This window comes from Caballeronia terrestris (genome assembly GCF_001544515.1).
GTDB lineage: Bacteria > Pseudomonadota > Gammaproteobacteria > Burkholderiales > Burkholderiaceae > Caballeronia > Caballeronia terrestris.
The window spans coordinates 1-23,908 of the sequence record NZ_FCOL02000050.1 but is presented as its reverse complement, the minus strand read 5'-3'; the positions used below and the strand labels follow the sequence as shown (position 1 = coordinate 23,908).

At 62.8% G+C, this 23,908-nt stretch carries 24 protein-coding genes and 1 pseudogene; 13 read left to right on the top strand and 12 right to left on the bottom strand.

Annotated features, from left to right (window positions below; translation table 11 throughout):
• Nucleotides 1-27 precede the first annotated feature (27 nt).
• Nucleotides 28-951 (bottom strand): DMT family transporter, encoded by a 924-nt coding sequence (locus AWB67_RS27135; protein ID WP_087659301.1) that lies wholly within the window; start codon nucleotides 949-951, stop codon nucleotides 28-30.
• Between the two features lie 397 nt (nucleotides 952-1,348).
• Here AWB67_RS27135 and AWB67_RS39740 point away from each other — a divergent pair, with 397 nt between their 5' ends.
• Nucleotides 1,349-1,561 (top strand): hypothetical protein, encoded by a 213-nt coding sequence (locus AWB67_RS39740; RefSeq protein ID WP_125477690.1) that lies wholly within the window; start codon nucleotides 1,349-1,351, stop codon nucleotides 1,559-1,561.
• 16 nt (nucleotides 1,562-1,577) lie between these two features.
• Here the strand turns inward: AWB67_RS39740 and AWB67_RS27130 are convergent, their stop codons facing one another.
• Nucleotides 1,578-2,027 carry a hypothetical protein gene (locus AWB67_RS27130; RefSeq protein WP_087659300.1) on the bottom strand — a complete coding sequence of 150 codons (450 nt, stop codon included), beginning with the start codon at nucleotides 2,025-2,027 and terminating at the stop codon, nucleotides 1,578-1,580.
• 299 nt (nucleotides 2,028-2,326) lie between these two features.
• Between AWB67_RS27130 and AWB67_RS27125 the strand changes: the two genes are divergently transcribed.
• Nucleotides 2,327-2,713 (top strand): hypothetical protein, encoded by a 387-nt coding sequence (locus tag AWB67_RS27125; protein WP_087659299.1) that lies wholly within the window; start codon nucleotides 2,327-2,329, stop codon nucleotides 2,711-2,713.
• A gap of 10 nt (nucleotides 2,714-2,723) precedes the next feature.
• Here AWB67_RS27125 and AWB67_RS40920 read toward each other — a convergent pair whose 3' ends face one another.
• Complete coding sequence (locus AWB67_RS40920; RefSeq protein WP_159964952.1) at nucleotides 2,724-2,888, bottom strand: hypothetical protein; 165 nt, start codon at nucleotides 2,886-2,888, stop codon at nucleotides 2,724-2,726.
• A gap of 275 nt (nucleotides 2,889-3,163) precedes the next feature.
• Here AWB67_RS40920 and AWB67_RS27120 point away from each other — a divergent pair, with 275 nt between their 5' ends.
• A complete protein-coding gene (locus AWB67_RS27120) occupies nucleotides 3,164-3,427 on the top strand; it encodes a hypothetical protein (RefSeq protein ID WP_087659298.1) in 264 nt (87 codons plus the stop codon).
• Here the strand turns inward: AWB67_RS27120 and AWB67_RS27115 are convergent.
• The 8 genes and pseudogenes from AWB67_RS27115 to AWB67_RS27080 form a co-directional block, all read right to left on the bottom strand.
• Complete coding sequence (locus AWB67_RS27115) at nucleotides 3,424-4,452, bottom strand: S1C family serine protease (RefSeq protein WP_087659297.1); 1,029 nt, start codon at nucleotides 4,450-4,452, stop codon at nucleotides 3,424-3,426. The two genes, AWB67_RS27120 and AWB67_RS27115, sit on opposite strands and share 4 nt — an antisense overlap.
• Before the next feature lie 67 nt (nucleotides 4,453-4,519).
• Nucleotides 4,520-5,335, bottom strand: coding sequence for an ATP adenylyltransferase family protein (locus AWB67_RS27110; protein WP_087659296.1), 816 nt, complete (start codon nucleotides 5,333-5,335; stop codon nucleotides 4,520-4,522).
• Nucleotides 5,336-5,591: 256 nt separating this feature from the next.
• Nucleotides 5,592-5,756 (bottom strand): annotated as a pseudogene (locus AWB67_RS27105) (Rid family hydrolase); the annotation flags it as partial.
• Between the two features lie 478 nt (nucleotides 5,757-6,234).
• A complete protein-coding gene (locus tag AWB67_RS27100) occupies nucleotides 6,235-7,371 on the bottom strand; it encodes a porin (RefSeq protein WP_087659295.1) in 1,137 nt (378 codons plus the stop codon).
• Between the two features lie 191 nt (nucleotides 7,372-7,562).
• Nucleotides 7,563-9,113: a purine-cytosine permease family protein gene (locus AWB67_RS27095; RefSeq protein ID WP_087659294.1), complete on the bottom strand. Its 1,551-nt coding sequence runs from the start codon at nucleotides 9,111-9,113 to the stop codon at nucleotides 7,563-7,565.
• 158 nt (nucleotides 9,114-9,271) lie between these two features.
• Nucleotides 9,272-10,213, bottom strand: coding sequence for a LysR family transcriptional regulator (locus tag AWB67_RS27090; protein ID WP_087659293.1), 942 nt, complete (start codon nucleotides 10,211-10,213; stop codon nucleotides 9,272-9,274).
• A gap of 88 nt (nucleotides 10,214-10,301) precedes the next feature.
• Nucleotides 10,302-11,774 (bottom strand): NAD(P)/FAD-dependent oxidoreductase, encoded by a 1,473-nt coding sequence (locus AWB67_RS27085; RefSeq protein ID WP_125477689.1) that lies wholly within the window; start codon nucleotides 11,772-11,774, stop codon nucleotides 10,302-10,304.
• Nucleotides 11,775-11,919: 145 nt separating this feature from the next.
• Nucleotides 11,920-12,267 (bottom strand): cupin domain-containing protein, encoded by a 348-nt coding sequence (locus AWB67_RS27080; protein ID WP_087659292.1) that lies wholly within the window; start codon nucleotides 12,265-12,267, stop codon nucleotides 11,920-11,922.
• 191 nt (nucleotides 12,268-12,458) lie between these two features.
• On the opposite strand from AWB67_RS27080, the gene AWB67_RS27075 reads away from it, so the two are divergent.
• The 4 genes from AWB67_RS27075 (at nucleotide 12,459) to AWB67_RS42020 (ending at nucleotide 16,406) form a co-directional block, all read left to right on the top strand.
• Nucleotides 12,459-13,304, top strand: a complete 846-nt coding sequence (locus tag AWB67_RS27075; RefSeq protein WP_087659291.1) for a helix-turn-helix domain-containing protein — start codon at nucleotides 12,459-12,461, stop codon at nucleotides 13,302-13,304.
• A gap of 112 nt (nucleotides 13,305-13,416) precedes the next feature.
• Nucleotides 13,417-14,367 (top strand): agmatinase, encoded by a 951-nt coding sequence (speB, locus tag AWB67_RS27070; protein ID WP_087659290.1) that lies wholly within the window; start codon nucleotides 13,417-13,419, stop codon nucleotides 14,365-14,367.
• 19 nt (nucleotides 14,368-14,386) lie between these two features.
• Nucleotides 14,387-15,871, top strand: coding sequence for an aldehyde dehydrogenase family protein (locus AWB67_RS27065; protein ID WP_087659289.1), 1,485 nt, complete (start codon nucleotides 14,387-14,389; stop codon nucleotides 15,869-15,871).
• A 190-nt stretch (nucleotides 15,872-16,061) separates the two neighbouring features.
• Complete coding sequence (locus AWB67_RS42020; RefSeq protein WP_235025344.1) at nucleotides 16,062-16,406, top strand: NAD(P)-dependent oxidoreductase; 345 nt, start codon at nucleotides 16,062-16,064, stop codon at nucleotides 16,404-16,406.
• 181 nt (nucleotides 16,407-16,587) lie between these two features.
• On the opposite strand, the gene AWB67_RS27055 is transcribed toward AWB67_RS42020, so the two are convergent.
• Nucleotides 16,588-17,466, bottom strand: a complete 879-nt coding sequence (locus tag AWB67_RS27055; protein ID WP_087659288.1) for an NmrA family NAD(P)-binding protein — start codon at nucleotides 17,464-17,466, stop codon at nucleotides 16,588-16,590.
• A gap of 115 nt (nucleotides 17,467-17,581) precedes the next feature.
• Here AWB67_RS27055 and AWB67_RS27050 point away from each other — a divergent pair, with 115 nt between their 5' ends.
• From AWB67_RS27050 to AWB67_RS27025, 6 genes are all read left to right on the top strand, one after another.
• Nucleotides 17,582-18,460, top strand: coding sequence for a LysR family transcriptional regulator (locus tag AWB67_RS27050; protein WP_087659287.1), 879 nt, complete (start codon nucleotides 17,582-17,584; stop codon nucleotides 18,458-18,460).
• 242 nt (nucleotides 18,461-18,702) lie between these two features.
• Nucleotides 18,703-19,422 (top strand): FadR/GntR family transcriptional regulator, encoded by a 720-nt coding sequence (locus AWB67_RS27045; protein ID WP_087659286.1) that lies wholly within the window; start codon nucleotides 18,703-18,705, stop codon nucleotides 19,420-19,422.
• 97 nt (nucleotides 19,423-19,519) lie between these two features.
• Nucleotides 19,520-20,287 carry an SDR family oxidoreductase gene (locus AWB67_RS27040; RefSeq protein WP_087659285.1) on the top strand — a complete coding sequence of 256 codons (768 nt, stop codon included), beginning with the start codon at nucleotides 19,520-19,522 and terminating at the stop codon, nucleotides 20,285-20,287.
• 74 nt (nucleotides 20,288-20,361) lie between these two features.
• A complete protein-coding gene (locus AWB67_RS27035; protein ID WP_087659284.1) occupies nucleotides 20,362-21,654 on the top strand; it encodes an MFS transporter in 1,293 nt (430 codons plus the stop codon).
• 82 nt (nucleotides 21,655-21,736) lie between these two features.
• Nucleotides 21,737-22,984 (top strand): enolase C-terminal domain-like protein, encoded by a 1,248-nt coding sequence (locus AWB67_RS27030; RefSeq protein WP_087659315.1) that lies wholly within the window; start codon nucleotides 21,737-21,739, stop codon nucleotides 22,982-22,984.
• A gap of 251 nt (nucleotides 22,985-23,235) precedes the next feature.
• The coding region (locus AWB67_RS27025) for an IS4/Tn5 family transposase DNA-binding protein (protein WP_200822319.1) at nucleotides 23,236-23,908 on the top strand (673 nt) is incomplete at its 3' end.

The following is a 23,908-nucleotide window of genomic DNA, read 5'->3' as shown; positions in this document are numbered from 1 at the left end:
TGAACGTGCAGTGCATGCGGCACCGAGCTAGACCTGCTGCGTGCGTCCATGCAACAGCACCGTGCCGATGCCGCTCACCGCGATCACGGCCATGCCGATCGCCATCCATTTGTCCGGCACCTGGCCGAAAACCGCCCAGCTGAAAAACGCAGCGAACGCAAGCTGAGCATAGCCGAAGGGCGTCAGCACCGAGAGCGGCGTGCGCTTCAGCGCCTGCAGCATCAGCGATTGCCCGAGCGTCGCCATCGTCGCCATCAGGGCAACGAGCGTCCACGTGCCGAAGCTCACTTGCGCGAGCGCGGGCATCGTCTCGGCCTGGTCCATCCAGACGAGCGCGCACAGCACGATCGTCGCGACGAGCGCCGTCAGGAAGTTCGTCGTGACGGGATCTTCGGTGCGCGACAGATGGCTCGATATGACCTGGAAGCACGCGAAGGTCGTCGCGGCGGCGATCGGAAAGATCACGGTCCACGTGAACGCCGTGCCGCCCGGCCGCACGACGAGCAGCATGCCGATGAAGCCGAGCACGACCATCGCCCACTTGCTGCGGGGGACATCGTCTTTCAGAAGCGTGGCGGCGAGCATCGTCGAAATGAGCGGGGCCATCATTGCGAGCGAAGTCGTGACGGGCAAAGGGAGGAAGCGCAGTCCCGCGAACGTGCACGCCGAATTGGTGAGCAGGAGAATGGCCCGCAACACTTGCAGCTTGACGCTGGCGGTACGAAACGAGGCGAAGTCGCCGGCTCGCGCGAGCCACGTGCCGAGCACGATCATCTGGAACAGATAACGCACCCAGAGCAGCACGAGCAGCGGCACGGTCACGCCGATCACCTTCACCGTCGAATCGCTGGCTGCGAACGCAGCAGTCGTCAGGATCATTAGCGCGATGCCAGCGCCGGGGCCGTCCATGTCAATCCTGAGGCGCGGCCGGCCGTCTTCTATCGCTGCCATGTCTCGTCCGTCAATCTGCTCTCCTTGCAGCGCACGTTGCTGCGCCTTCAGTGGCGCACCCGGCGATTGTCCGGTGATCTCGTAAATGAGGCAAGGCGCCAGGCGCGCGTCTCGATTCGCTCGATGTGTGACGAATCGAACGTACTCGCGTGGAGGAAAGAGCACCGCCGCACGGACTCCGCAACACGTCAGCGCTATCGTTCAACTACGGTGTACCAGCCGGTGAATACCGCCTGAGCCGTAGTGGCGCGCGGTTTCCGGAGCCATCGTGGGCGCGTCTCGCGCACATCTGTTCGACCGTGTTGCTATTTTGCGAAATGAGCTACTCCTCCGGGTATTTGCGACCTACACTTAAAGTGAAATCTCAAGTAATCGGATGATGTTGCGGGAGGCTGCGATGAGAACCAGGACGCGTCAGGTCGTGCGGATGCTTGCGGACATGCGGCATGCAGCGCATTGCAGGGCATTGAGGTATACGGCGACCCAGGAAGCCATGCGCCTCGCGGAAAACGAGGCCGACGCGGATGCCACGCAGTCGCCCGAAGCCTCCGATGCAACGAGCGACCCGCATTCGATCGATACCGCAAAGCGAAGCCCCGATCTGCACTAAGCAGATCACGCTACAGTCATCGCGGCGTTCGAACCGTGGTTCGATAGGGCGAAAAGCGCCAGTGACCGGAGCCGTCCTTCACCGCGACGGCGCCGTGCTCGTGCAGCACCTCGCCGATGGCGGCGGCCTTGATGTCGTCGCTGAGTTTGATCACGAGCAGCGTGCGCTCGCGGCAGTCGGGCATCTGCGCGTCGTCGCGGGTAAGCGCTTCGGGCAGCTTGACGCTGGCGGTGGAGAACCGGTTGCGCGCGCCGGTCACGCCCTGATGTTCGCCGTGCCCTGCATATTCGGCATCGTCCTCGCGAAGCGTTTCGTTGGTTGCAAAGGTGTCGTCGACGGCGGTATCGGCATGGCCCGCGCGATAGAGATGTGCATCGTCGCGTTTGAGGCCCGCCAGTTGCAGCGCGCGCAGCGCCTCGTGTCCATCCCGGTACGATGCGAATACTCCCACTATCACTTGGTTCATCGTCTCTCCCTCCCACGTCTGTCGAGTTATGGGCGCGGCTCTCGTCGAATGTTTTTTCCGCGGCCTTTCTTCATATGACTGACAGCAACGCGCATTCCCGCCATCTGGGTAAGCGAACGAATCGATGTGATTGAAGGATAGACCCGGCATCGTTGCCTGACGGTCGTTCTAAACGAAGGGGAATATCGACGACAGATGCATTCGGCGCCCTGTTGCAGCTAAACTGCCGATCACCTAAGCTCCAATGAGTGCCACATGAAGACGTCTTCAGCCCCTGGCCGCCCCGTCGCGAGGTTGGAATGACAGCGAAAGCCTGCGCTTATGCACTCTTGCTGCTGACGGCGTCTGTATCAGCAGCCCCTTGTTATTCCGATGGCGACGTCGTCACGCTCGAAGGCACGGCGACGCGTCAGGCCGCCCGACAGGCAGCGAGTGATGCAAGCGCCGCCGCGAAGCCCGTCTGGGTGCTGTCGCTCGCAAGCCCGGTATGCGTCGAAGCCACTCCGGCCGCGCAAGGCCAGCGGCAACAGAGCATAGTCTCGCTCGTCCAGATCATCGACACCACGCCGACCGAGAACGCGCGCATCCAGTTGACGGGCAAGCTCGTCACTGGAAACGTGAGTGGGTACTACGCGGTGCCGACCGCGATCTGGGTGCTCAGGGAACGCGTGCTGCGGGCGCAGTGAGCGAAGGTATTTACGAACTGACCAAAGCTGGCTGAGACCGGCTCCATTGCGCGACGACGTCGTGCAAGGTCTGATGTTCCAGTCCGCGTTCCTCGGCGAAGCGGACGATGTCGTCGAGCTGTTTTCCGGTGCAGCGGAACGCTTCGCGCGTGGACGACGGGCAGTCTGTTTGCATGGGCATGGCAATCCTTTTGTTAGGGCCTTTTCCCTTCTTTCAGCAGCGGCCTTCTTGTGTCGCGCTGCATGTCTTGCATTAAGCCGCAGCGCCGTCGCCGCTACTGGCTGCTACCGCACACAATCTCTCATACGATTCGCACGTTCCCCTCGCATGGAATAAAACCGCTGCGCCTTACGTTTATCAAACGGGTATCGTTCGCGCGCTGCTTTTTTCGATAGGCATCCCAAGGCGTGTGCGGACCACCCACGCGGATGCGCGGACAAGGAGGACATGTGAGCGTCGAAGCGTTCCAGCAGCAAGAGCTGGCTCACATCGAGAGGATGATCGTCGAGCTCGAGCGCGTGCCCGTGCATTGGCATGGCGTAGGCGCGCACAATCCCGTCATGCAGCGCGAATACTGGCGCCAGCGCATCCACGCGCTGATGAATTCGCCCGATGTCGCCGACTCGGTTGCCCGGCAGGCGTCGGCGCTGCTCGAACGGCTGGCCGGCGCGTCGAGCGGGCGCGGGCATGCGGCCGGACCGCGCGATTTTTAGGGCGCCTGTTCGACCGGCGTCACGACGAGATCGAGCTTCTGCACGCCACGCAGCACGGCGACGTTCACGGCCCGCTCGATACGCGATGCATCGAGCGTGCGCTGCAAGGCATCGACGCTGTCCACTTCGAGGCCGTCCACGGCGACGATGACGTCGTCGGTGCGCAGGCCGCCGAGCCCCGCCGGACTGCCCTTGACGATCTCCATCACGTGCACGCCGCTCTCCAGCTCGAGGCCGAAGTAGCGCTGCTTGCGCCGTGAAACCGGCACGGTCGTGCCCGCCACGCCGATATACGCGCGCCGCACGCGGCCGTGCGCAAAGATCTGCATGATCACCCACTTGGCGGTATCGATCGCGATGGCGAAGCAGATCGCCTGCGCGCCCTGGATCACGGCCGTATTCACGCCGATCACCTGTCCCGCCGAGTTGATGAGCGGGCCGCCCGAGTTGCCCGGATTGAGCGCGGCATCGGTCTGGATCACGTCGGGGATCATGCGGCCCGATTCCGAGCGCAGCGACCGCCCGAGCGCCGATACGACGCCCGTCGTGACGGTCTGCGCAAGCCCGAGCGGATTGCCGACCGCGATCGCGATCTGTCCGACCGTGAGGCGCCCCGAGTCGCCCAGTTCGACGTGCGGCAGCGGTTCGGGCGAGCCGATGCGCAGCACGGCGAGGTCGCTGCCGGGATCTTCACCGACGAGATCGGCGTCGAATTTGGCGCCGTCGGCAAGCGTCACGCGGACGTGCGTCGCGCCGTGCACGACGTGGCTGTTCGTCAGCAGATAGCCGTCGGGCGTGAAGATGAAGCCGGAACCCGTGCCGCCGCGTGCGCCGCGGCCGCTCGTGTCGCCGGGCAGGCGGCGCTCGACGGAAATGAAGGCGACGGCCTGTTTCACGCGCGCGAGCGCGCCGATGACCGTGCGGGAATAGGCGTCGAGGAGGGCGTGGTCGTCGAGCGCGAGCGGCTGGGCTGCGTCCGGCGCGCCCCGCGACAGATCGTCGATGAAGTGGGGACGGCTTCCCATGGTCGGGCTCCGGAAAAATGGATACCGAGTTGCGGGGCGGCGGCGGCTATTTCAAGATGGGTTTTTTTCAGGGGCTGGGCGCGAGGCCCGCGCGGCGCAGCACGTTCATCGGCCCGAGGCGCTCGACGTTGCGCATTTGGGCCTCGTCGCGCACGAAAATCGATCCCGCGAAACCGAGCGCGTTGACCGCGATGTCCTCGACGTGCGACACAGAACGCGGCACGAGGAGCATCCAGTCGCGCGTGCAGAGGAGGTTGTAGGGCATCGGCTGGAAGGGGCGCAGCAGGGTGTGGTATTGCTCCAGCGCGTTTTCTGGCGTGGAGTTCAGCCGCGCGAATTCGTGAGCGAAGGGTAGGCCAGGTACGGTGCCAAAGCGCGCGGCCGCGAGAAGCGGCTCGATCGGCAGCGCGGGGCCCGGCTGCCCGAGCGGCAACGGAACGATCTGCAAATGCTTGTGCGGCTGGCTCGCGCCGGCTTCGGGGCCGCTGTTGTAGAAGCCGAGGCCGTCGATCTGCGCAAGGCACGCGAAGAGCGCGTCGAAGTCGCTGGCGTCGAGGAGCGCTTGCTGCGGCTCGAACTCTCGCGTGACGATCAGCAGGTGATGATCGATGACGTTGAACTTGTTCAGCAGCAGGATGTGACGCTCGCCGATATCCGCAACGACGAGGTTGCGATCGCACGGAAGGAACGGGTTCGACGGCGCTGCATCGCGCGCTTTCTTCGCCTCGTCCTTGCGCCCGACGCTCGACACCTGCCGCACGAGAAACGGCACGCCCGCGTCTTCGATCGTCTTTCCGATCGTCGCGATCGGACGCAGGGCGCCGCAGGCGAGCGCGTGCTGCGTCTGTCGGCGGATCGCGGGCCAGAGGGTGGACGGTGTCATTCTTGTTTACGTCGGGATCGGGAGTCCAAGGGTAACACCCGAGCGCGCGCTGTTCGGGACCGCGGAGTGCTACATAGCGCTCACCCAACCAGGAGGAGCACACGATGTCCACCGTCCCGCAGAACGAACCCGGCACCGATGTCACCGATACACCCGCCGCGCCCGACGGCCCCGCCGACAAGCCGAGCGATGCGCCCGAAGACGATCAGCCGGCGTAAAGACTCGATCGAACCGCGAAGGCATGCGAAGAAAAAGGTCAGGCGAGCGCCGTCACCGTGATTTCGACGAGTAAATCCGGCGCCGCCCGTTGCGACTGGACCGTCGCACGCGTCGGCGCGCAGCTTTCGGCCACCCAGGCGTCCCACACTTCGTTCAAGCCCGCGAAGTCGCGCGCGATATCCGCGAGCCACACCTGCTGCGAATCGCCGCGGTCTCAGGGTCGACATAATGAATCTGAAAAGCCGCTTGGCCAGATCGATGGCAATGGTCGTGGGTTCCATCTGATTTCTCCTGTTCGGATGTGACAGCGGAAACTGAACTTCGGCACATCACCATAGCTGGCGCGTATGAAGGCCGCTGAGGCGGGAGGCGACCATTCCATCGAGTTCGTGCAGGTCATCGTGATCCGTTCGATCGCTGCTATCGAAACCTCCGGCACCGGGGAACCGGCGTGCGGACAGCTTAGGCGGTGCGAAAGCGGACATTAGGATATTGCCCCCACAAATATTTGAAATTGATAATTTGTGTTATGTAAACCACAATTTTAGCGAGACGAACGCAGCGTTCGTGCCTTTTGTGCGTCGGCCTCTCCATCTGCGTCGTTTTCACCAGCAACTCATTCGTCCGTTCCCGTAGTCCGGACGTCGATCATTTCCGTGACCTGCGCACCGAAGCGGCGATCAGAACGAATGCGTCATCCCGATCCGCGCCACCATCTGATGCGAATTCGACGATGGGCTTGCCGCGCCGGGAATCAACGCCGTGTCGAGTGGCGTGCCCGTATTGCCGCCACTCGCCTTCTGATAAACCAGTTGCGTATAAACGCTGGTGCGCTTCGACAAGAGGTATTGAGCCATCGCGCCGATCTGGTTCCAGTGCATCGCACTCTCCGCACCGCCCGGCTTCAGATGGGCCATCGTGTACGTGTACATGCCGCCAACAGTCAGGTCCGCTTGAACGTCATATTTCACGTTGAATTCGATGTTGTCGAAACGCAAGCTGGCGTTGTTCACCCCGAGATCACCGAGATAAACCGACGAAACCGGCTGCTGCACGTTCACATGCGTATAGACGAGTCCGAGCGTCGCCGGTCCGGCTCCATAGCTCGCGCCGATACCGTAGATCTTCTGACCGGCCGCGACGAAGTTCGCGTCGTCGGAGGCCACGGCACCCGTCGACGTCGCGCCTGGATTCGACAGGTTCTCATACACGGCGCCAATCGTGAATGTCGCATAGCTGTACTTCAGGCCGGCGCTGACCATGCGATTGCCCGCGAACGCGCCTGCTTGATTGCTGAATCCATACAGCGCCGTGGCCGAAAAGCCGCCGTAATCGTTGCTCGTGAACTTGACCGAGTTGCTCGGACGAAACGTGGCGTCGGTATTGTCGTTATCGAGGGGATGCGAGAAGAGATAGCCACCCCAGTAACCGTTTGCCGTCATCAGCCCGATGACATCGGTTACCGAGTCGAACTGGCGTCCGAAAGTGAGCGTCCCGAGCGTATCGGATTGCAGTCCGACATACGACTGGTACCCGAACAGTCGCCCGTTGTAATAAGCGCTGCCGTTATCCAGCATGAAGCCGCTTTCCAAGTCGAAGATCGCTTGCAGTCCGTCACCGAGATCTTCGCTGCCCTTCAAACCCCAACGGCTCGTCACCATATCGACACTCGACATCTGCCACGCCTTGTGTCCGCCCGCATTGCTCGTCAGATTGAGACCTTCATCCAGTACGCCGAACAGCGTGACACTGCTTTGCGCTTGCGCGGCGGCGGACGCGAATAGCAGTGCGACCGCCAGAACCATTTTCGAATTCATGCAGCTTGTCTCCAGCCTCTTAATAACGCAGGCGAATCAGGGTTTATTTGAGTTCGTGTGTTTCTCGAGCGCGTGCAGCGCCCTGCCTTCGCGACAGCTTGCGGAAACGTCAATGCAGAGGAGGATGTTTCGAGCGCGAAGATCGCCCGGCGGAGCGCAGAACCCGCGCTCCCGGTTTGTAGCCTGCGACGTTACTCGGCCTGTTCGCGGTTACCCACGAGGTCGCGCACACGCGGCGTGACGGGCACGTGCGCGATAACGTGCGAATGCTTGTGGGATGCGCCCACGAGACGGCGTCCTTGCGGACCATAAACCGAGTCGGGTTCGGGAAAGAGCCACAGCATCGCCAGATACAGCACACCGCCCACGGCGAACGACACCGGCACGCTGAGATCGCAGCCGTCCGCGAGCGCGCCAAGCGGCCCCACGAACTGGCCCGGCAGATTCACGAACGCGAGGCCGATGAACGCAGCCGGCAGCCAGGCACCCATCGCGCGCCAGTTCCAGCCGTGAGTGAACCAGTAATGACCGCCGCGCCCGCCGCGGTTGAACACCTGCAGATCGTCGGCGAGATAGAAGCCGCCGCGCTGCACGAAGCCGATCACCATGATCGCCATCCACGGGCAGCTAAAGGTACAGATGAGCGTCGAGAACGTCGCCACGCTTTCCACGAGGTTGAACGCGAAGCGCCCGAGGAAAATGAAGCCGATCGCCAACGTGCCGATCAGCGTCGTCGCGCGCACGCGGTTGAGGAGTTTCGGGAACATGCTCGACATGTCGAGGCCCGTTCCGTAGAGCGCGGTCGTGCCCGTCGACATACCGCCGATGATCGCAATGAGGCACATCGGCAAGAGAAACCAGCGCGGCGACACCGCGAGCAGACCGCCCACGTAATCGTTCGAGCTGATGAAGCTGGGCGCCTGCGTGGCGATGATCGTCGCCGTCACGAGGCCGAAAAAGAACGGCACGAACGTCGCGATCTGCGCGGCGAACACGGCGCCCATCACGCGATGGCGCGGCGTGGATTGCGGAATGTAACGCGCCCAGTCGCCGAGTGTCGAAGCGAACGAAACTGGATTGCTGAGCGCCACCAGCATCGCGCCGATGAACGCGGCCCAGAAACCCCCGCTGCCATGATGAAGCGTGCCTGCGTAGTGCACGTCGAAGGCCTTCGCGAACGCGAACGCGCCGAGCACGAACATGAGGCTCGCCGCCCATACGGCGATCTTGTTCACCCACAGCATGAAGCGGAACCCGTAGATGCACACGATCAGCACGAGCACGGCGAACACCATGTATGCCGAGCCGAGCGTCCACGCGTTGACGGGCAGGCCCACCATGCTGTGTGCGCCGCCCACGAGCGCGTCACCCGAACTCCATACCGCGAGCGAGAAGAACGCGACCGACGTGAGCACCGCGAGAAACGATCCGACGATACGGCCATGAATGCCGAAGTGCGCGCCCGAAGAGACGGGGTCGCTCGTCCCGTTGCGCGGACCGAACAAACTCATCGGCGCGAGAATGCAGGTCCCCGCGAGCACGCCGATGATAATGGCCCACATGCTTGCTTCGAACGAGAGTCCCACCAGAACCGGAAAGCTGCCGAGCACCGAAGTCGAAAACGTGTTGCAGCCGCCGAACAGCAGGCGGAACAGATCGATCGGCCGCGCGTATCGCGAAGCGTCTGGAATGCGCTCGAAACCGAATGTCTCGATTTGCGTAATGCTCGTGTTGTCAGCCATGTTGTCTCGCTCCTTATAAGGCGTCGTCCGGCGAATCGCTTGCAGCACGTTTGCCGGCCGGCGCAGTCTTTATTGGCGGTGATTTTCCAGCACTTGAATGGGCGCCATATTGCGTTTTCAAAACGTTCACATCGGGTGCCGCCAATGTTCGGCGGCGGTCACATCTCGACTGCGGGTTCAGGCTGATTGGTGCAGACCTCGCCCGTGCCATAGACACCGAAAAGGTCTTCACAGAAGGCTCGTACGATCGGTTTATCGCTCATGCCGCGCTTCATCGCGAGGTGAAGCGGCACGTCGAAGCCGAACGCGTTGCGTCCCAGCACGCGGATCAGGCCGCGCTGCTCGAACGGCTCAGCGAAATGCGCGGGCAGATAGCCGATATGGCTGCCCGAAAGGATCAGCACGGAGGCTGCGTCGATGCTGTCCGCGATGGCGGTCACTCGGCGCTCCTCGATGCTCGCAAGTTCTTCGGGCACTGGATAGCTGCGCCAGATCCAGTCGTGCGCGCGCAGGTCGTCGAGCGTTACGTCGGGGTTCTCGTGAAAGAGCGGATGACCGCGTCCGCAACAAATTACCTGCCGCTCGCTGAACAGCTTGCTGTACGACAGCCCCGCGACGCGGTGCCAGAAGTAGCCGATCGCGACATCGAGTTGATGATTGACGAGGCTTTCCTCGAGTTCCTGCGGCGATGCCACATGCATCGCGAAGCGCACGGCCTGATCGCGCTTGCGAAACGCACCGATGGCTTCAGCGAGCCGCGCGTTCTCGAAGTGCGACGCCTGGCCGATCAAACCGATCGACAGCGTGCCCACGAGCTTGCGGTCGATATCGCGCACCTGAGCGACGAACTGCGACGTCGCGGCGACAAGTGCGCGCGCCGACGCCACGAAACGCTCACCCTTCGACGTGAGCCGGAAACCGCCGCGTCCGCGTTCGCAGAGCGTGAAGCCCATGCGCGTCTCCAGCGCGGCAAGCTGTGAGCTGATGGTCGACTGGCGCACGCCGAGCGTCGCCTCGGCGGCCGTGATGCCGCGCGCGTCGACCACCGCAAGAAAGACACGCACCAGGCGCAGGTCGAGATCGGAGGTATTGGAGAACATGCCGTTACGTCGCGCTGTGGGCGCGTCGCGATGCAACCCGAAAGCGCGGACGCTTCCGGATGCGTGTCGCGGCACGCCGCGTTGTGGATTACATCGGAAAGCCCATCGCCTTGATGCCCTTGATCCACGCGCGCTTCCAGCCGCCTTCGGCATCGGCGCCGTCGAACGCGTGGAAGGTCACCTTCGCAGCCAGCCATCGCACCGGCTCGGGCGGAATGTACGTGGGGCTTTGACTGGCGATGTCGAGCGCGCGCTCGGGGCTTTCGCGGTCGAACAGGATGTTCAGGCCCATGAACGCGCCGAAGCGGCTCGCGGCCACGCCGAAACCCGTGTAGCCCGCGACGAACACCGCCTTGTCACCGAGATAGCGCTTCGCGAACACCGACCCGCGTGAGCAATAGTCGATCGGGCCACCCCACGCGTGCGAAAAGCGCACGTCGCTCAATTGCGGAAAGGTCTTGTAGAACGCTTCCGCGAGACGGTAGTACGTGTCGCGCTGCTGGTCTCGCTGCGGATTGGGATCGCCGTCGAAGTGATAGCTCACGAGGCCGCCGAAGATGATGTTGTTGTTCTTCGTGAGGCGGAAATAATTGAGCTGCGTGCGCGTGTCGTAAATGCCCTGACGCTGCTTCCAGCCGATGCGCGACAGTTGTTCGTCGGTGAGCGGCTCGGTCGCGAGCACGTGATCGCGCACCTGCAAAACGCGCCGGTTGATGTCGGGAATACCTACTTTCGCGGTCCCGCTGCCGAACAGAACGCGCGTCGCGCGCACGCTGCCCTCGGGCGTTTTCACGAAGACGGTCGCCCCTTCGTCGCTCACGCTCGTCAGCGGGCTGTGTTCGTAGAGCCGCACGCCGAGCGCGAGTGCCGCACGCTTGAGACCCCACGCGAGCTTGGCCGGGTGCACGATCCCACTGCGGTTGCGCGACCAGAGCGCGCCCTCAAACAGCGGCGAATCGAGTTGTTCGCGCGTAGCCGCTGCGTCGAGCAGCACGACGTCGTGGCCGTAAGACTTGTGCAGATCGTAATCGGCGCGCAGATGATCGATGTGATCGGGTTCGACGGCCACCGTCATCTCGCCGTTCCATTCGATGTCGGCATCGATGCCGTAGCGCTTGAGCGTCGCCTCGAAACCATCGAGATTGCGCTGGCCGAATTCTTCGAGCTCCGCGATATCGTTCGGGAACACCCGCACCGCGTTGGGCAGGCCGTGCATCACCGAAGTCGAGATGATGCCGCCCGCGCGTCCCGATGCGCCATGCGCGACCCGGCCCGCTTCGATCAGCACGACATCGAGTTCGGGCATCTGTTCCTTCGCCTGCACGGCGGCCCACAAACCGGTGAAGCCGCCGCCGACGATCAGCAGGTCGGCGCGCGTGTCGCTCGCGAGTGCCGGTTCAGCGGGCGGTTCGGCGGGATTGTCGAGCCAGTACGGAGAGAGCTTGGTGCGAGCGAGCGCTTCTTCGACACTCAGTTCGACGGATGCGCGGCGCGTCGCGCGCGACGGGCTGGGCGTGCGCAGAGCCACGTCCGCTTCGAGAAATTGGGCGCGTTCATTCATGATGGGCCTCCTCTTCGGGCGCTGTGCAGACACCGGCGCTCGACATGCAATGCGCGAAGGTGCTCATGATGGATTTCACTGCTTGACGGAAAGGACGGCGCCGCGCTGCGTGCGATCTTGCGTGCGGCGGCGCGGCTTGCAACGCTTATTGCTGCGGTTCGAGCACGATGTAGAACTTCTTCGCGTCCTCGATGGTTTCCCAGCGGCCTGCGAAACCGGCCGGCAGAAGATAGCCCTGCCCCGCCGTGAATTCGCGGCGACCGCCTTTCACATCGGTCAGCGCGATCTTGCCTTCGACGAGCCAGACTGCTTCGTCAGCCGTCGTCGCGGGAAATTCGACCGCGCCGACCCTGCCTTCCCACCAGCCGATCACGTAATTGCCCCTTTGCCCCTCGGCGGCGCGCCAGTCGCTTTCGTCCATGCCGTAGTCCAGCTTCGTGAACTGCCCAATGCCTTCGCCCAGCGGCGCGATGTCCTGAATCAGCTTGCTCATGTGCTTCCTTGGTTTCGTTTGAATCGGTGCACCAAAGTTACCGGGTCATGACGCCCCGGTATGCCCCCCCGCCGGGGGGGCAAAGAGCGTTTAGCGTTGCGCGGGTAAATACCTAGACCGTTGAAAACCCCGTCTGGCGGGCGATACGGCGCATGGTCTAAAATGAGACAGCCTTTTCTTTGGGGCACGCCATGCTGCTCAACGTACCCCCGCTCAATCGAAATCAAGCCGAGTTTCCGCTCTCGTTCAAGACGCTCGGCGATGTCATCGAAGCTGTCGGCACGCCCGATTTCGTGCCGCGCCTCACGCTGTTTCTCAATGAAGTCGTGCCTCTCAACGTCGTGCATATCGAGCGATCGCGCGTCGACCGCAGCAAGCCCACGGGCTTTCGCTGCGAATGGATCGGCAGCAGCGGCGCGGGAATGGACACGGGCGTGATCTCCGAAGTCATGACGCTCTACTACGATCGCTTCTACGACAGCGATCCGCTCTTCGCCGGCATCCGCGGCAAGATCGGCACGCTGCTCGTGGTGCGCGACATCGGTGCGATACCGCCCGGCGAATTTCGCCAGCGCCTCTTCGACGAAGCGCTGATCGCGCACGAATGCGTGCTCGCACGCGGCACGCCTCACGCGCAGGATTCCATCGCGCTCGAACGCTCGCTCGATGCGCCGCCGTTCTCGCTCGCCGAGATGAACCGCTTTCGTAACGTGAGCGATTTCCTGTTTCCGCTGCTGGAATTGCACGCGTCGATGAGCGCCGCGAAACGGGTGGCGCATCCCACGTCGTTCCTGCATCCGCTCGCGCAATTCGACGCGCGTATCGCCACCGATCAGGTGCTGTTGTCGAAGCGCGAATACGAAATCTGCACGCATCTCATCACGGGCCGCACGGTGCCCGAAGCCGCGGAGATCATCGGCGTGCGCATCGGCACGGCCGAGTCGTATGTGAAGCGCGCGTTCGCGAAGCTCGGCGTGCGCACCAAGCGCGACCTGATCGCGTGGGGTCAGGTTTGCCCCCGTCCGCCGACCCTCTGAAGCCCCGTTCACATAGAACGGTCTCGATGTAAACATCTCGACTTCGTGATTCGCGCGGCAGTGCCCTCGCCTAACATCGCCCCGTCCACACAACGATGACGGGAGACTGCCCATGCAGCGCCAACTCAACCAGCCGCTCGGCGGCAACGACATGCCGCGATTCGGCGGCATCGCGACCATGATGCGCTTGCCTCAGGCGAGCAGCACCGAAGGCCTCGATGCGTGTTTCGTCGGCGTGCCGCTCGATCTTGGCACCTCGAACCGCTCGGGCGCGCGCTTCGGGCCGCGCCAGATCCGCTCGGAATCGGTGCTGCTGCGCCCCTACAACATGGCGACGCGCGCCGCGCCCTTCGACTCGCTGCAAGTGGCCGACATCGGCGACGTCGCCACCAATCCCTTTGATCTGAAAGACTCGATCGGCCTGATCGAATCGGCTTACGATGCGATCGTCGCGAACGGTTGCCGCCCGATCACACTCGGTGGCGACCACACGATCGCCTGGCCGATCCTGCGCGCGTTGCACAAGAAGTACGGCAAGCTTGCCGTCGTGCACGTCGATGCCCACGCCGACGTCAACGACACGATGTTCGGCGAGAAGATCGCGCACGGCACGCCGTTTCGCCGCGCGGTGGAAGACGGTCTGCTCCAGTGCGACAAGGTCACGCAAATCGGCCTGCGTGGCACCGGCTACCACGCCGACGACTTCGACTGGTGCCGCAAACAGGGCTTCACCGTCGTGCAAGCCGAAGCGTGCTGGAACAAGTCGCTCGCGCCGCTCATGGAAGAAGTGCGCGCGCGAGTAGGCGACACGCCCGTGTATCTGAGCTTCGATATCGACGGGCTCGACCCCGCGTTCGCACCGGGCACCGGCACACCCGAAGTGGGCGGCCTGACCGTGCAGCAAGGCCTCGAAATCGTGCGCGGCATGCGCGGTCTGAACGTCGTGGGCGCTGATCTCGTCGAGGTCTCGCCGCCTTACGATCAAGTCGGGACGACAGCGCTCGTCGGCGCCAATCGCGCGTTCGAGATGCTCTGCGTGATGCCGGGCGTCAACTATCGTTAAAGCCACGCAAGGACAAATCATGGCCACTCAATTCGAGCAACGTCCTGAAGACGGCTCAGTCATGCTGCCGGCCGCGACGATCGCGGGTACGCGCTACGGTGCGTCGAACCGCGAAGCCGGCAACGCAATCCACAATGCATCGACGGGTGAGGTCATCGGCTGGCAGGAACACGCCGATGCCGCGCAAGTCGATGCCGCCGTGCGTGCGGCGCAGGCCGCGCTCGATGCATGGCGTAACCGGACGCCTGCGTCGCGTGGCAAGGTTCTGCACAAAATAGCCGAATCGATCGCAGCGGACCGCGCGCGCTTGTCCGCGATGCAGCAACGGGTAAGCGGCAAGCCTCCGCTCGAAGCCGACACCGACGTGAGCGACGCCGTCGCCACGTTTAATTACTACGCGGACCTGTGCGCGGATATTTCGCTTTTTGCCACCGACACGCTCGCATTGCCCGACGACACCGTGACGGGCGAGCGTCAGTACGAAGCGGTCGGCGTGGCCGCGCTGATCGTGCCGTGGAATTTCCCGATGGTCACGAGCGCGTGGAAGATCGCTCCCGCGCTTGCGACGGGATGCACCGTGGTGCTGAAACCGTCCGAATTCACCTCGCCGGTCGAACATCTTCTCGCGGAGATCATGACGGCGGCGGGCGTGCCCGACGGCGTCGTGAACCTCGTGAACGGCAGCGGCGAAGTGGGCGCGCTACTCGTGGCGCATCCGCTCGTCGACAAGATCTCTTTCACGGGCAGCACGGCCGTGGGCCGCAAGGTCATGCAGGCCGCGGCGCAAGACATGAAGCGCGTAACACTCGAACTCGGCGGGAAATCCGCGCTGATCGTGCGTGCCGACGCGGATATCGAACACGCGGTCGCGCTCGCGCTAGGTGGCGCATTCGCGAACGCCGGGCAGATGTGTTCGGCCACCTCGCGCATCATCGTGCACGACGACGTCTATCGCAAGTTCATGGCCATCTTCGAAGCGGCGGTGCGTGCGCTCGTGATCGCGCCGCCGCAGACAGAAAACGTCTCGATGGGCCCGCTCGTTTCCCATGCACAGCGCGCGCGCGTGCAAGCGCTGCTTGAACAAGGAGTGGCCGACGGAGCGACCATCGCGTTCAGCGGTGCGCTCGACAATGCCTGCACGGAAGGTTTTTTCATGGCGCCCGTCGTAGTCGCCGAGCCGGATACGGCTAACGTGTTGTGGACCGACGAAGTATTCGGGCCGGTCGCGTGCGTGAAATCGTTTCGAACGGACGACGAAGCCATCGCGCTTGCCAACGACACGCGCTATGGACTCGTGGCAACGGTCGTGACTCGTGACGGCGGCGCTGCGCGCCGCTATCGCAACGCGTTGCGAGCGGGCCTCGTGTGGATCAACACACCGCAGTTGATTTTCCCGCAGGTGTGTTGGGGAGGACTCGGCTTGAGCGGGATCGGCCGCGAACTCGGTCTTGCGGGATTGCGCAGTTATCAGGAATTGCGCCACTGCATCGCGTCACGCGGATAGCGTCGCGCTCACCGTGCGAATGTGACAAGGCCCGCGTTGCATGCGAGCCTTTTCATTGCGAGCGGAACTGAAGCGTTATTGCGCGACCGCTTTTCCCGATCACCTGATTCGCCACATCATCCACCGCATGACGCACGTCCACTTCCGCGCGCGTCGTGACGAGCGGCGGCGCGAAGCCGAGGATATCGCCGTGCGGCATCGCGCGCGCAATCACGCCGCGTTCGACCTCCCTTACTACGACGACGTGGTCCGACTGGCGCAAGACAGCGACGTGCTGATTCTGACCTGCCCTCTTTCGCCTGCAACCCGTCATCTGGTCGATGCCGCCGTCATCGATGCACTCGGTCCTCGCGGCTTCATCGTGAATATTTCCCGCGGTCCCGTGATCGATGAAATGGCACGGGTCGCCGCCCTTGCCGCCGACAGGATCGCCGGCGCCGCTTTGGATGTGTTCGAACAGGAGCCAGCAGTTCCTGAAGCGCTGATCCAGGATCGCAGGCTCGTCCCTTACGCCGCATATCGGCTCGGCGGCTGAGGAAACGCGCCTGCGCATGGCCGACAACGTCGTCGATACGTTAGCGGGTCATTGCGGTCTTGCAGGACCGCGCGACACGATGAAGCCCACGCAGAAAACCGAAAGTATCGTCGCGAGCATTGGCTGACGACAAAGCGAGTTCGGATTTACGCATCGCCTGAAGGACGCGCGTCCTTAGCGATCACGCCGCAGCCCACGCCGCAGCCGTCGCGAAGGCAAAGTCCCGGTAGGATCGCGGCTGCCGTCCGAGCAGCGTCGCCACGCGTTCGATCTCCGCTGTCGAAGCGACCGCGCCGTCCTGCTGGTATCGGCCCATCATGAGGCGCATGTCGTAGGCGAGCCAGGCGGGCCCGACCGACTTGAGGCGCTGTTCAAGCACGTCGAGATCGTCGCCGCCGTAGCGGATCGGACGTCCCAGCGCCTCGGCCCAGATCGATGCCACATTTTCCGCATCGATCACGTCGGGGCCCACGAGTTCGTATGTCTCGCGCGGCAACGGGCTCGCGGCACGCTCGCGGCGCAGAAGTTCGAGCGCGGCGGCCTCGCCGATATCACGGACATCGACCATGGAAATGCCCTTCGCACCAATCGGCATTCCGTAGACGCCGTGCGTCAAAAGTGACTCTTTCTGGCGCACGTCGTTCTGGATGAAATACGCGGGACGCAGCACCGTCGCCGGTACGTCCAGGCGCTCGATCATTCGTTCGACCGTATGTTTGCCGGTGAAGTGCGGCACATCGACATAGTCGGCGCCCTTGAACACCGACAGATAAACGACGCCCTTCACGCCGGCTTCCCGCGCGACGCTCAAGGTCTGCAACGCCTGCGTCAGTTCATCGGCGGCATTGGGTGCGAGCAGGAACAGCGTGCTGACGCGGCGCATCGCCTGTCGCACCGCGTCGACGTCCGATAGATCGCCCTTGATCGCGGTGACATCAGCGGGAAATTGAGCCTTCTCTGGTGAACGAGTCAACGCCCGCACGTCGGCGCCCGTACCGCCAAGATGCTCGAGGATCTGCTTGCCGATCACGCCCGTACTGCCAGTTACGAGAATTGCCATAACGAACTCCTTGAAGTGGATGAGCCGGGTCGGCCCGTAAGAGAGACGATAGTCGTTCCGTAGCATGCACGAAAGTGCCAGAATCGATACATCTCGTCTCGCCTGCGGAACGATCATGGATTTGACGTCACTCTCCGACTTCAACGCGGTCGCACTTCACGGTGGCTTCGGACCGGCCAGTCGCGCGCTCGATCGCCCCAAGGCCACGCTGTCGCGGCGCGTGGCCGAACTCGAGAAAACCCTGGGCGTGAGGCTGATCGAGCGTGGGTCGCGCACATTGCGTCTGACAGAAGAGGGACGCGTCCTCCATGAGCGCACGCAGAGCCTCATGGCGGAGATTCAGGAGGCAGGTAAAGCGATAGCGTCGCGCGGCCCGATTCCGCGTGGGCGGTTGCGCATCAGCGCGCCTGTCGTTTTCGCGCACGTGGTGCTGGGCCAGATCGCCGCGCGCTTCGCGTTGGCCTATCCGCAGGTCGAACTCGAGGTCATCGCGGAAGACCGTATCGTCGATCCGGTGGAGGACGGCTACGACCTCGTGATCCGTATCGATCCGCCGCAGGACGAACAACTCGTGGGACGGCGCATCCTCGGTGACGAACGCCTGATCGTCGCGGCTCCGGCGATGTCGATACCGCTGGCGTCAAGTTCTGACGCAGACGGGTTGCCGGTGCCGGCCGTCGTGCGGGCTGCGACACCTCCCGGCGCGATATGGAACGTGCAGACCGCAGACGGCGGTTCGAGGGTGCTCAGGCCGATACCGGTATTGCGTTTCTCATCCTTGATGATGGTCCGCGACGCGGTGCTGCAGGGCGTGGGCGCGGCGGTCTTGCCCAAATTGCTGGTCGAGCACGACATATCGGCGGGACGACTCGTTTGCTGGGGGACGGCGGCTGGCGCACCGGTGGAAATCTGGGCGCTCTACCACTCACGGCGTCTCTTGAGCGCCAAGGTCCGTGAGTTCATGAACATGCTGCAGGATTTGCCGCGGCGGTAGCGGGCGCCTGTCAAGCGAGCCAGCAACGCATTCCTTCCTTCGCGTCAACAGAGACATCCGTTCGGTGTTGCGAGTCCCGCTGATCAAATGTCGGCGGGACTTGCGCCTGCCATAACCCCGCCCTTGCATTTCCAGTCGAAGCCCGGCCCCCCATCCCATCGCTTCGGGTCTTCCCGGATTGTGCGAGAAAACGTGCACGTCTATCTTTCTACATCATACGTATGACCTAGAGAGATGAATCGATGGCAACCTTACACCGGCAGGTTCTGAACCAGATGGGCGAGCAAATCTGCTCTGGCAAGTTCGCGCCGGGAGATATTCTGCCCGCCGAGCCCGTTCTCGCCGAACAAATGCAGGTCAGCCGCATCACGATCCGGGAGACGATGAAATCGCTCTCCGCCAAGGGCATGCTCGAAGTACGCCGCCGCTACGGCACGATCGTGCTCCCGCGCTCGCAATGGCAATTATTCGATCCGGACGTGATCACCTGGCGCGCACGAGCCGGAACGCTCGACCCCGGCCTCATCGAGGACCTGATGGAGCTGCGCCTGATCATCGAGCCGAATGCCGCCAAGCTCGCCGCCAAGCGCGCCACGGACGACGACCGCAAGGCGGTGCGGCGGGCGTTCAAGGCGATGGAACGCGCCGTCGCGGGCCACGGCGAGTACGTTCCCGCCGACCTCGCCTTCCACGGCGCGATCCTCACCGCCTGCCACAACCAGTTCGTGCAGCAGATGCAGAATGCCTTGTCGGCGATCCTGCGCACGAGCTTCGAGCTCAGCTCGGAAATCGCGGGTGGCCCGGCCCGTTCGCTGCCGATGCACGAAGCGCTTTGCATCGCGATCGAGCAAGGCGATCCGGAGGCCGCGGAACAAGCGGTCCTCACGCTCATCCGGCGCGCCGAGAAGGACTTCGAAGATCGGGCAGCGCTGAACAACACTGTCAACGAGAAGCCCGCCTGACGCCTTAAGCACGGCAACCACACACATTCATCGCGACCGGCAATCCGGCCGCGAGGGGCGCTCTCGCGCCTCGTCTCAACACGCGAAAGGAAAACGCATGACATCGTTATTCGACCTGAGCGGCCGCACGGCGCTCGTCACGGGCTCCGCGAGAGGCATCGGCTTCGCGCTCGCCGAAGGGCTCGCCACCGCGGGCGCAAACGTGATTCTGAACGGCACGCGCGTCGATACCGTTGCCGAAGCGGCGGACCGGCTCGAAAGCAAAGGCTTCAAGGCGCAAGGCCGCGCCTTCGACGTCACCGACGAAGCAGCCGTCGCCGACGCATTCGCGCAATGGGACAAGGACGGCGTACAGGTCGACATCGTCATCAACAACGCGGGCATTCAGTTTCGCAAACCGCTCGTCGAACTCGAACTTGCCGACTGGCAGCGCGTGATCGACACGAACCTGACGAGCGCGTTCATCGTCGGGAGGGAGGCGGCGCGTCGCATGATCGCGCGCGGCACGGGCGGCAAGATCATCAACATCGGCTCGCTGACGAGCGAAAGCGCCCGCGCGACGGTCGGTGCCTACACGGCGGCGAAGGGCGGCATCAAGATGCTGACCCGCGCGATGAGCGCCGAGTGGGCGTCGTCGAACATTCAGGCGAACGCGATCGGCCCGGGCTACATCCTCACCGACATGAACCAGGCGCTGGTCGACAACGCCGCCTTCGACGCGTGGGTCAAGAGCAGCAATCCCTCGCAACGCTGGGGCAAGCCGGACGAGCTCGTCGGCACGGCGGTGTACCTGTCGTCGAAGGCATCGAGCTATGTGAACGGCCAGATCATTTATGTGGACGGCGGCTGGCTCGCCGTGCTCTGAACCCAGGACTTCGCGGGAACAAGAAGAACAGCCCGCGCCCAACCCATCGCTTGCAGTAACGATCCGGAGACATCATGGAAAGCGTCAAACCTGTGGCACCCCAAAGATGGTGGTATCTGATGCCCATCATCTTCATTACCTATAGCCTCGCCTACCTCGACCGCGCGAACTACGGCTTTGCCGCTGCCGCCGGGATCGACAAGGATCTCGGCATCACGCACGGCATGTCGTCGCTGATCGGCTCGCTGTTCTTTCTCGGCTACTGCTTGTTCCAGGTGCCCGGCGCGATCTACGCGCAGCGCAACAGCGTGAAGAAGCTGATCTTCTTCAGCCTGATCCTGTGGGGACTGTGCGCGGCGGCGACCGGCATGGTCAGCAACATTCCGATGCTGATGGTGCTGCGCTTCATGCTCGGCGTGGTGGAAGCGGCCGTGATGCCATCGATGCTGATGTACATCAGCCGCTGGTTCACGCGCACCGAACGCTCGCGTGCCAACACGTTCCTGATTCTCGGCAATCCGGTGACGGTGCTGTGGATGTCGGTTGTGTCGGGCTATCTGGTGCATAGCTTCGGCTGGCGCGAGATGTTCGTCATCGAAGGGGTACCGGCGATTGCCTGGGCTATCGTCTGGTGGTTCACGGTCAAGGATCGCCCCGCCGATGCGCCTTGGATGAGCGAAGCCGAAAAGACCGAACTCGCCGCGCGCCTCAAGGCCGAGCAGGCGCACATCGCACCGGTACGCGACTACAAGACCGCGTTTCGCTCGTCGATCGTGCTCAAGTTCTGCGCCATCCACGCGCTGTGGAGCATCGGCGTGTACGGCTTCATCATGTGGCTGCCGTCGATCCTGAAGCAGGCGTCCACTATCGACATCGTGTCGGTCGGCTGGCTCGCCGCCGTGCCGTATCTCGGCGCGATCATCCTGATGCTGCTCGCCTCGTGGCTCTCCGACAAGACGCGCAACCGCAAGCTCTTCGTCTGGCCGCTGCTGCTCATCGGGACCATTGCGTTCGTGGGCTCGTATCTGCTCGGCAGCACGCACTTCTGGCTCTCGTTCGCGCTGCTGGTCATCGCCGGTGCGTCGATGTATGCGCCTTACGGACCGTTCTTTGCACTCGTGCCCGAATTGATTCCGAGCAATGTGCTGGGTGGCGCGATCGGCCTCATCAATGCTTGCGGCGCACTGGGCGCGTTTTGCGGATCGTGGGTCGTCGGGTATCTGAACGGCGCGACGGGGAGCCCTGCCGCTTCGTACATGTTCATGGCGGGCGCCTTGCTGCTCTCGGTCATCCTGATGATCACCGTCCCTGCGCGTTCGGACGAGCGTTCAAAGCGCGATGCGCCGCTCGCCGTGGGCCGCACCTAAGCGCACGAGCCCGCATGAATCACCTGAAACCTGGGCGCCCGTGCACGACACGCGCGGCGCGCCCGATCCTGGCAGACACGACATGGCAACCCTGATTACCGATGTAAAGGTCATCCTGACCGCGCCGGAAGGCATCAACCTGATTGTCGTCAAGGTGGAGACGAATCAGGCCGGTCTGTATGGGCTCGGATGTGCGACGTTTGCTTACCGGCATGTCGCGGTCAAATGTCTGATCGAAGAGTATTTGCGGCCGCTTCTGATCGGCCGCGATGCCGAAGCGATCGAAGAACTCTGGCAATTGATGCATCAGAACGCCTACTGGCGCAATGGACCGATCGAGAACAACGCGATCTCCGGCATCGACATGGCGCTCTGGGACATCAAGGGAAAGATGGCGAACATGCCGCTCTATCAGCTCTTCGGCGGCAAGTGCCGCGAAGGCGTGCCGATCTATCGTCATGCGGATGGCCGCGATCTCAGCGAACTGTGCGAGAACATCCAGCGATATCGCGAGCAGGGCATCACGCATATCCGCTGCCAAAGCGGCGGCTATGGCGGCGGTGGCTTCGGCAAGGCGCCGTCGGGCGCACCACAAGGCGCACTCGACGGCGTGTATCTCGACAGCCGCAAGTACATGCGCGACACGCTCAAGCTGTTCGACGGCCTTCGCAGCAAAATAGGCTTCGACGTCGCGCTGTGTCACGACGTGCATGAACGGTTGAAGCCTGTCGAGGCCATCAAGTTCGCGTGCGAGCTGGAACAGTACGACCTGTTCTTCCTCGAAGATGCTATCGCGCTGGAAGAAGGCGAATGGATGCGGCAGCTCAGAGCGAAGACCACCACGCCACTGGCTCAGGGCGAACTCTTCAACAATCCATCGGAATGGCGCTTTCTGATCACCGAACGTTTGATCGACTTCATACGCGTTCACCTGAGCCAGATCGGCGGAATTACGGCCGGGCGCAAGCTGCAGATCTTCGCGGAGCAGTTCGGCGTCAGGACCGCGTGGCACGGGCCCGGCGACATGTCGCCGCTCGCGCATGCCGCGAACATTCACATCGATCTCGCGTCGCGCAATTTCGGCGTGCAGGAATGGTCGGGTACTGAGCCGCCCAACTTCGTGATCCAGGAGCTCAAAGGGCCGAGAGCCGCGTTGCTCGATGTGTTTCCCGGCTTACCTGAGTTCAGGAACGGACACGTTTATGCCAATGACAAGCCAGGGCTCGGCGTCGATATCGACGAAACAGAAGCCGCGAAGTATCCGTGCGAAAACACCATTACGACGTGGACGCAGACACGCCTGAAGGACGGGACGCTGCAGACCCCATAACCGGGTCGACCGCAACTCGTATGCAGCATTTGCGAACCTATCGCGCGCTGCGACGCGGCGACGACATCGTCAACTCGCTGACAAACGTTTCGACCGACGGATTGCGCGTATCCGCACGCCAGCAGGCGACCATATCGATCGTAAGCGGTCCATCTTCCTTTCGATTACCCACAATTCTTAGCACCACCCTCTGTTAACCGAAGGACGATTCTGTTAACGTCATTGCATGCACATACGACGGGCAGAGAGGAATGGCTAAGCGACAGCACGCGAAAACTGCTTCTGATACGGCGTTTCAATCCGGCGATGCCTGGTTGGATGAGGAAATTGGGCGAAGCCGGTTTCGCGATGAACGCCTTGCCAAGAGATTCCGGCTAGTGTTGGAGCGTTTGTGGAGCTGCATTGGGCAAAGCATTCCAATGGCTTTTCAAGACTGGTGTAATACGAAGGCAGCATACCGGTTTCTTTCCAATCCCAAGGTCACTGAACAGGATATTCTGGGCGGACACTTTGAAGCAACGCGAAGCCGCTTTGCCGTCACGCCCGGGCAGGTGCTGGTATTGCAGGATACGACTGAGTTTTCCTACAAACGAGAGCGACCCGAGTTGATTGGATCGACGCATAAGGTTGCCAGCCGCAAAGACCGGGAAGGACGTACTCCGATGCATACAGTATGCGGCATCCTGATGCATTCGAGCCTGGCAGTCACGACCCAAGGTGTGCCCTTGGGGCTCGCGGCCGTCAAATTCTGGACGCGAAAGAAATTCAAGGGATGCGACGCGCTGAAGCGCAAGATTAATCCAACGCGCGTGCCGATCGAGGAAAAGGAAAGCTATCGGTGGCTTGAAAATCTGCGGCAATCAACAGCACTTTTTGGGCAACCGCAGCGATGCATTCATGTAGGAGATCGCGAAAGTGATATTT

Excerpts from the sequence above, each read along its gene's own strand:
- speB (WP_087659290.1), top strand. The coding sequence starts at position 13,417 with ATGCAGCGCCAACTCAACCAGCCGCTCGGCGGCAACGACATGCCGCGA.
- AWB67_RS27100 (WP_087659295.1), bottom strand. The coding sequence starts at position 7,371 with ATGAATTCGAAAATGGTTCTGGCGGTCGCACTGCTATTCGCGTCCGCC.
- AWB67_RS27035 (WP_087659284.1), top strand. The coding sequence starts at position 20,362 with ATGGAAAGCGTCAAACCTGTGGCACCCCAAAGATGGTGGTATCTGATG.
- AWB67_RS27130 (WP_087659300.1), bottom strand. The coding sequence starts at position 2,027 with ATGAACCAAGTGATAGTGGGAGTATTCGCATCGTACCGGGATGGACAC.
- AWB67_RS27080 (WP_087659292.1), bottom strand. The coding sequence starts at position 12,267 with ATGAGCAAGCTGATTCAGGACATCGCGCCGCTGGGCGAAGGCATTGGG.
- AWB67_RS27110 (WP_087659296.1), bottom strand. The coding sequence starts at position 5,335 with ATGACACCGTCCACCCTCTGGCCCGCGATCCGCCGACAGACGCAGCAC.
- AWB67_RS27095 (WP_087659294.1), bottom strand. The coding sequence starts at position 9,113 with ATGGCTGACAACACGAGCATTACGCAAATCGAGACATTCGGTTTCGAG.
- AWB67_RS27125 (WP_087659299.1), top strand. The coding sequence starts at position 2,327 with ATGACAGCGAAAGCCTGCGCTTATGCACTCTTGCTGCTGACGGCGTCT.
- AWB67_RS27050 (WP_087659287.1), top strand. The coding sequence starts at position 17,582 with ATGGATTTGACGTCACTCTCCGACTTCAACGCGGTCGCACTTCACGGT.
- AWB67_RS27085 (WP_125477689.1), bottom strand. The coding sequence starts at position 11,774 with ATGAATGAACGCGCCCAATTTCTCGAAGCGGACGTGGCTCTGCGCACG.
- AWB67_RS27040 (WP_087659285.1), top strand. The coding sequence starts at position 19,520 with ATGACATCGTTATTCGACCTGAGCGGCCGCACGGCGCTCGTCACGGGC.
- AWB67_RS27075 (WP_087659291.1), top strand. The coding sequence starts at position 12,459 with ATGCTGCTCAACGTACCCCCGCTCAATCGAAATCAAGCCGAGTTTCCG.
- AWB67_RS27030 (WP_087659315.1), top strand. The coding sequence starts at position 21,737 with ATGGCAACCCTGATTACCGATGTAAAGGTCATCCTGACCGCGCCGGAA.
- AWB67_RS27090 (WP_087659293.1), bottom strand. The coding sequence starts at position 10,213 with ATGTTCTCCAATACCTCCGATCTCGACCTGCGCCTGGTGCGTGTCTTT.
- AWB67_RS39740 (WP_125477690.1), top strand. The coding sequence starts at position 1,349 with ATGAGAACCAGGACGCGTCAGGTCGTGCGGATGCTTGCGGACATGCGG.
- AWB67_RS27065 (WP_087659289.1), top strand. The coding sequence starts at position 14,387 with ATGGCCACTCAATTCGAGCAACGTCCTGAAGACGGCTCAGTCATGCTG.
- AWB67_RS27055 (WP_087659288.1), bottom strand. The coding sequence starts at position 17,466 with ATGGCAATTCTCGTAACTGGCAGTACGGGCGTGATCGGCAAGCAGATC.
- AWB67_RS27115 (WP_087659297.1), bottom strand. The coding sequence starts at position 4,452 with ATGGGAAGCCGTCCCCACTTCATCGACGATCTGTCGCGGGGCGCGCCG.
- AWB67_RS40920 (WP_159964952.1), bottom strand. The coding sequence starts at position 2,888 with ATGCAAACAGACTGCCCGTCGTCCACGCGCGAAGCGTTCCGCTGCACC.
- AWB67_RS27135 (WP_087659301.1), bottom strand. The coding sequence starts at position 951 with ATGGCAGCGATAGAAGACGGCCGGCCGCGCCTCAGGATTGACATGGAC.
- AWB67_RS27045 (WP_087659286.1), top strand. The coding sequence starts at position 18,703 with ATGGCAACCTTACACCGGCAGGTTCTGAACCAGATGGGCGAGCAAATC.